Raw genomic sequence first — 6,170 nt, forward strand, 5'->3', positions numbered from 1 at the left:
CCCGGCCGGGGCGGGGCCCCGGGGGTGACGGGGTGGCGCGCCCCCCCCGCGCGCGCCGCCCCGCCACCCCCGGAGGCCGCCCGGAGGCCGTCCGGTGTCACGCCCGGCGGCCGCCCGGTTTCACGCCCGGCGGGCGGCGGTGATCTGGGCGGGGACGGCGCCGAGCCACCAGGTGGGGTTGGCGGTGCCGTCGGTGGTGCGGCCGTCGTGGTGCACGTAGTGCCGCACGTCGCGCCCGGCCTCGGCGAACTCGCCGTTCAGGGCGCGCTCGATCCACTCCGCGCCGAAGCGGAAGATCTCGGCGGCGACCCCGCCCAGGGGGTGGAACTCGTTCTCGTAGACGCGCAGTTCCTTGGGCGCGCGGATGCGCTCGTAGTTGGCCAGGGCCTGCTCCAGCCGGGTCAGTTCGTCGAACTCGCCGATGCCGTACAGGACCGGGCAGTCGATCTCCTGGACGAGGTCGCCGAGCGGCATGCGGGCGACCAGTTCGCGGTCGAAGGCCTCCTCGTCGGTGTAGCCGGCCATGTACATGTAGTTGTTCTTGAAGGTCGGCTGGGCCTGCTCGAAGATCGTCTGGAAGTCGCCGGTGACCGCCTCGAAGGCGGCCAGCGCGGCGAGCCGGCGGTCGGTGGCGGCGGCGCGCGAGCCCCAGTAGCCGCTCATCGAGATGCCGAACATGCCGATCCGCTGCGGGTCGACCTCTGGGAGCGAGGCCAGGTGGTCGAGGTAACGGCTGATCGCCCGCTCGTAGTTGGTGAGGTCGACGGTGAGCCCGCCCGCCCGGGTCTCGCCCTGGCCGGGGCCCTCGATGGACAGGGCGACGATGCCGCGGGAGGTGTAGTACCGCTCGGCGGCGTAGATGTAGTCCTCCTTGATCATGTCCATCCCCGGGCCGAGGATCACCGCGGGGGCGTTGCGCACCTCGCCGGCCGGCAGGTGCAGCAGGCCGTAGATCCGGCCGCCCTCGAAGTCCAGCTCCACCCGGCGGACCCGGTCGTCGCGCAGCGCGCCGAGGCGCTCCACGCAGTGGTTGGCGTGCTCGCGGAAGGCGAGCTTGCGCGGGTCGGTGGCGTCGAAGACGGAGTACTGGGCGCGGCCCCACATCACCGCGGCGCGCACGTACAGGTCGGCGGCGGTCTGGGCGAAGCCGCCCCGCTCGTGGTGGGCGGCGCGCTCCTCGGCCTGCCCGGCCACGGTGGCCCAGGCCTTGGGGAGCATCGCCCCGCTCTGCACCAGCGCGAAGACCTTGTCGAAGTCGGTGTGGTCGTGGCCGAGCTGCTCCAGGGTGCCCTTGGCCTGGGGGTGCAGGGCGTCGAAGCCGCCCTGGGCGAGGGCGATGTCCAGGGCCCAGCTCTGTCCGGTCGAACGAACGGTCATGACGGGTGTCCTCCGTGTCGATAGGGGGCTCGGTGGCGGTGCCGCCGAGTCGCTAAGTACTTATCTATTAAGTACTTAGGATATTCTGTTGTCAACCCGCCCATCGATCGAGCCGCGGAGGCCGCCCCCATGTCGCAGCCCCAACCCACCCCCGCCCGCGAGCAGGCCCTCGACCAGCTCGCCCGCGCCGCCTACAGCCTCAGCGCCGCCGACTCCCGCCTGCGCGGACGCGCCACCCGCACCCCCGGCGCGCTCTCCCTCACCCACGCCCGGGCCCTGCGCGTCCTGGCCGAGACGGGCCCGCTGTCGATCGGCCAGCTCGCCGCCGCCACCGAGACCACCAGCGCCGCCACCACCCAGCTGGTCAACAACCTCGCCACCGCCGGCTACGTCACCCGGGAGCGCCCCCCGGGCGACAAGCGGTCCGTCCTGGTCGCCCTCACCGACGCGGGCCGCCGCCGTCACGACGAACGCCAGACCACCCTGGCGCAGGCGCTCGACACCGCCCTCGCCCACCACGACGCCCCCGCCCTGGACGCCGCGACCGACGTGCTCCGGCAGCTGGCCGCCATCTACGACCGCCTCTGACCGGGGCCGTCGCGGGCCCGCCGCGGGGCCGTTACGGGGTCAGGGCGGCGGTGACGGCGGCTTCGGCGTGCAGGCGGGTGGTGGGGAAGGTGGGGACGGGGCTGTCCTCGGGGCGGACGAGCAGTTCGATCTCGGTGCAGCCGAGGATGATCCCCTGGGCGCCGGCGGCCACCAGTTCGTCGATCACCCGGCGGTACGCCGCGCGGGACTCCTCGCGGACCAGGCCGAGGCACAGCTCCTGGTAGATCACCTGGTGGACCAGGGCGCGGCTGTCGGGGCCGGGGACGAGGACGTCGAGGCCGTGGGCGGCCAACCGGCCGCGGTAGAAGTCCTGTTCCATCGTGAAGGCCGTTCCGAGCAGCCCGATCCGGTGCAGTCCGGCGGCCCGGACGGCGTCCGCGGTGGCGTCGGCGAGGTGCAGCAGCGGGACGGGGGTCGCGGCCGTGACCTGGTCGGCGACCTTGTGCATGGTGTTGGTGCAGATCAGCAGCAGTTCGGCGCCGGCGGCCTCCAGGGACCGCGCCGCGCCGGCCAGGACCTCGCCGGCCTCGGTCCAGCGGCCGTCGGCCTGGAGGCGTTCGATGGCGGCGAAGTCGACCGAGTACAGCACGAGCGGGGCGGAGTGCAGGCCGCCGAGACGGTCGCGGGTGAGTTCGTTGAGGAGGCGGTAGTACTCGGCGGTGGATTCCCAGCTCATGCCGCCGATCAGGCCGAGGGTCTTCATGCCGCCATTTATAAAGCAATGCAGGAATTGAAAGCAAAGGTATAAGGATTACTTGGAATCGCCCTGCGGAATCCAGCGCGGCACGCGGTGCTGCCATTCCCGGGCGAACACCACCGAGCCGGCCTCCAGCGCGCGCAGCTGCACGATGCTGAGGAAGTGCCCGGCGTCGCAGCGCAGTTGGGTGCGGGTCTGGACGGTGACGTCCCAGCCGATGTCGGGGCGTTCGAGGCGCACGGTGTGGTCGGTGCGGGCCTGGGCGCTGAGCGGGGCGCCGGTGAGCACCCGGTAGGCGGTGACGGTGTGCTCGTCGCGGACCAGGCCGTCGGGGTGGGTGCGGCTGCCGTCGGTGGCGGGGGAGAGTTCGGCACGCCATTCCCGGCGGCCGATGTCGTGCACGGTGACGTGCTCGGGCCGGGCGGTCAGCGGCTCCGTGCGGTGGATGTCGAGCGGCTCGGGCAGGGCGGGGGCCTCGAAGGCGACGGGGGCGGCGCCCATGTCGGCGGCGAGGTGGCGGGTGGGCAGGGTGAGGGCGGAGCGGGACGGGTCGAGCGCGTAGCCGGCGTCGTCCGGGGTGGGCCACACCCACGGCCAGTAGACCGAGGAGAGGGCGAGCCGCAGCCGGTGCCCGGCCGGGACGGCGCCGGCGCAGGCGGCGAGCTCGACGTCCGCGTCGGGGCCGGCGGCGACCAGGACGCCCCGGGTGAGCAGCGTGGAGGTGCCGTCCGGGCCGACGGTGCAGAGCCGGGCGGTGATCTGGGCGGGCGGGCCGCCCTCGCGCAGGCGCAGCCGTACGGTCGGGGTGCCGAGCAGTTCGACCGGGTCGGGCAGCGGCTGGGAGTCGAAGCAGACCGAGCGGCCGTCCTCCTCGCGCTGGTCGGGCGGCTGGTCGGCGGGGCGGCCGAGCGGGACGTAGGCGCCGGCGTTGAGGCCGGTGTGCTGCGGGGAGCGGACGCGGACGTGGCGGTCGTCGGAGGCGGTGCCGGCGGTGCGCAGCGGGCCGTCGAGGCCGTAGTGGATCTCCCGGACGTCGGGGGAGGGCCAGGTCTCCTCGCCGGTCCAGCGGGTGCCGATCCAGCTGCGCAGGGCGGGCTCCGCCAGGGCGCCGGTGTCGAGGTCGCGCAGCCAGTGGTCCCACCAGCGCAGGGTCTCGGGGAGGGTGTCCTCGGGCAGGCCGTGCGGCCAGGGGCCGAGCAGGGCGCGGGCGGTGGGGGAGGTGGCGAGCAGCCGCAGCACGAAGGAGCAGGAGGGGTCGCCCCAGCCGGCGACGGCGAAGGTGGGGGCGGGGACGGGGACGGTGGTCTCGCCGGCGGCGAGCCAGGCGTCGACGGGCGGGTCCAGGGATTCGAGGCGGGCCAGCCAGTCGGCGCGCCAGGCGTCGCCGACGTGCCGGGGGTCGGGCGGGAGGGCGGCGTCGGAGACCAGGGTGGTGAGCCGGGTGTGCAGGTCGGCGGCGAGCAGGGCGCCGCCGAGGCGGTGGCCGCCTTCGGGGCAGACGGTGACCACGGCGCCGACGGTGTCGGGGGCGCGGGCCGCGAGCAGCAGGGCGGTGGTGCCGGCGGCGCCGACGCCGAGCAGGCCGACCCGGCCGCTGCACCAGGGGCGGCGGGCGAGCCAGTCGAGGACGGCGGCGCCGTCGTCGAGCTCCTGGTCGCCGCCGGGTTCGCCGGGCAGGCCGTCGGAGTTGCCGTGGCCGCGGGTGTCGACCCGGAGGGCGCCGTAGCCGTGGCCGGCGTACCAGGGGTGGCGGCGGGCGTCCTCGGCGGCGGTGCGGTCGGTGAGCCGGCCGGCGGAGTACTCCAGCAGGGCGGGGACGGGTTCGTCGCTGACCGGGCGCCACAGCCGGGCGGCCAGCCGGGTGCCGTCGGGCAGCGGGATGCGGACGTCCTCGCGGGTGGTGCGGAAGGGGTAGGACGGCATGGCCGCTCCCATCGGATCCCGGGCCGGTGAGCGCCGGCGGGCCCGCGGCGCGTACGGGGAGCGCGCTGCGGGCGTCGGCATCTCGACCCTAGGGGAGGAATCGTCCGATTTCCTGACGAAGGCTGCGCGGTGGTCGCGGCCCGCCGGTCGGGGCGGCCGGTCGGGGCGGCGGGGTGGAGCCCGGCGCGAGCGGGCGTGTGCCTGCCGCCGCACGCCCCTCGTCCGCGCCCGTATGCCCCCGTTCGCCGTCGTCCGGCATTTGCACATGACTTGCAACTACTTCCCCGAGGGGGGAAAGATGGCCCAGCTTCGCCCGGACCACCCGAAAGGACCACAGGATGTCCAGCCCCGCCGCAGGTGCCTCGCCCGTCAGATGGCGTGACCGGCTCACCCGGGAGGAGTGGATGCGCCTGGCCGGGATGGGCGGTTTCATCCTCGTGCTGCACGTCGTCGGCTGGTTCACCCTGCTCGCGCTGGTCGCGCCCGAGCACTACAACGTCGGCGGGCAGGTGTTCGGCGCGGGCATGGGCCTGACCGCCTACACCCTCGGGATGCGGCACGCCTTCGACGCGGACCACATCGCGGCGATCGACAACACCACCCGCAAGCTGATGGGCCAGGGCAAGCGGCCCCTGTCGGTCGGCTTCTGGTTCTCGCTCGGGCACTCCTCGATCGTCTTCGGCCTCTGCGCGCTGCTCGCCTTCGGCATCCGTTCGCTCGCCGACCAGGTGGAGGCGGACGACTCGACCCTGCACACGATGACCGGCCTGATCGGCACCACCGTCTCCGGGACGTTCCTGCTGCTCCTCGGCCTGATCAACCTGGGCGCCTTCAACGGCATCCTCAAGGTGTTCCGCCGGATGCGTGTGGGCGAGTACGACGAGGCCGAGCTGGAGCGCCAGTTGGAGCGGCGCGGGCTGATGAACCGCATCCTCGGCCGGGTGACCAGGGCCGTCACCAAGCCCTGGCACATGTACCCGGTGGGCCTGCTGTTCGGCCTCGGCTTCGACACCGCCACCGAGGTGTCGCTGCTGGTGCTGGCCGGCGGGGCGGCCGCGTTCTCGCTGCCCTGGTACGCGCTGCTCACGCTGCCGATCCTGTTCGCGGCCGGGATGAGCCTGCTGGACACCATCGACGGCTCGTTCATGAACTTCGCCTACGAGTGGGCCTTCTCCAAGCCGGTCCGCAAGATCTACTACAACCTGACCGTCACCGGCCTGTCGGTGCTGGTCGCGCTGGTGATCGGCCTGGTCGAGCTGATCGGCCTGCTCGGCGAAAAGCTGGACATCACCAGCGGCCCGATCGCCTGGATCGGCGGGCTGGACCTCAACTTCGTCGGCTACGCGATCGTCGGCCTGTTCGTGCTGACCTGGGTCGCGGCGATCGCCTACTGGAAGTTCGGCAAGGTCGAGGAGAAGTGGTCGGCCGGCCTGGCCGCCGCGGCCGCCAAGTCGGAGTAGCACAAACCCCGAGGGGGGTGGTGACCGGACTCCGGTCACCGCCCCCCTCGGGGTTTGCGGGGCCTAGGGCGGGTCTTCAAACTCCCGTCGTGCCCCCGCGGGGC

General features: G+C 73.7%; 5 protein-coding genes. 2 read left to right on the plus strand and 3 right to left on the minus strand.

The features are described 5' to 3' along the window. Positions 1-120: 120 nt before the first annotated feature. Positions 121-1,377, minus strand: coding sequence for an alpha/beta hydrolase (locus tag ACFV61_RS33450; protein ID WP_363368750.1), 1,257 nt, complete (start codon positions 1,375-1,377; stop codon positions 121-123). 129 nt (positions 1,378-1,506) lie between these two features. On the opposite strand from ACFV61_RS33450, the gene ACFV61_RS33455 reads away from it, so the two are divergent. Then, positions 1,507-1,965, plus strand: a complete 459-nt coding sequence (locus ACFV61_RS33455) for a MarR family winged helix-turn-helix transcriptional regulator (protein ID WP_380345467.1) — start codon at positions 1,507-1,509, stop codon at positions 1,963-1,965. Positions 1,966-1,996: 31 nt separating this feature from the next. Here ACFV61_RS33455 and ACFV61_RS33460 read toward each other — a convergent pair whose 3' ends face one another. After that, on the minus strand, positions 1,997-2,689 hold the full coding sequence (locus ACFV61_RS33460; protein ID WP_380495818.1) for an aspartate/glutamate racemase family protein: 693 nt from the start codon (positions 2,687-2,689) through the stop codon (positions 1,997-1,999). A 48-nt stretch (positions 2,690-2,737) separates the two neighbouring features. Further along, positions 2,738-4,606, minus strand: a complete 1,869-nt coding sequence (locus ACFV61_RS33465) for a CocE/NonD family hydrolase (protein WP_380495819.1) — start codon at positions 4,604-4,606, stop codon at positions 2,738-2,740. Positions 4,607-4,944: 338 nt separating this feature from the next. Here ACFV61_RS33465 and ACFV61_RS33470 point away from each other — a divergent pair, with 338 nt between their 5' ends. Further along, entirely contained in the window at positions 4,945-6,066 is a 1,122-nt protein-coding gene (locus ACFV61_RS33470; RefSeq protein ID WP_063347065.1) for a HoxN/HupN/NixA family nickel/cobalt transporter, read from the plus strand. The last annotated feature ends 104 nt before the right edge of the window (positions 6,067-6,170 follow it).

The sequence above is a fragment of the Kitasatospora sp. NPDC059817 genome (genome assembly GCF_042731835.1).
Taxonomy (GTDB): Bacteria; Actinomycetota; Actinomycetes; order Streptomycetales; family Streptomycetaceae; genus Kitasatospora.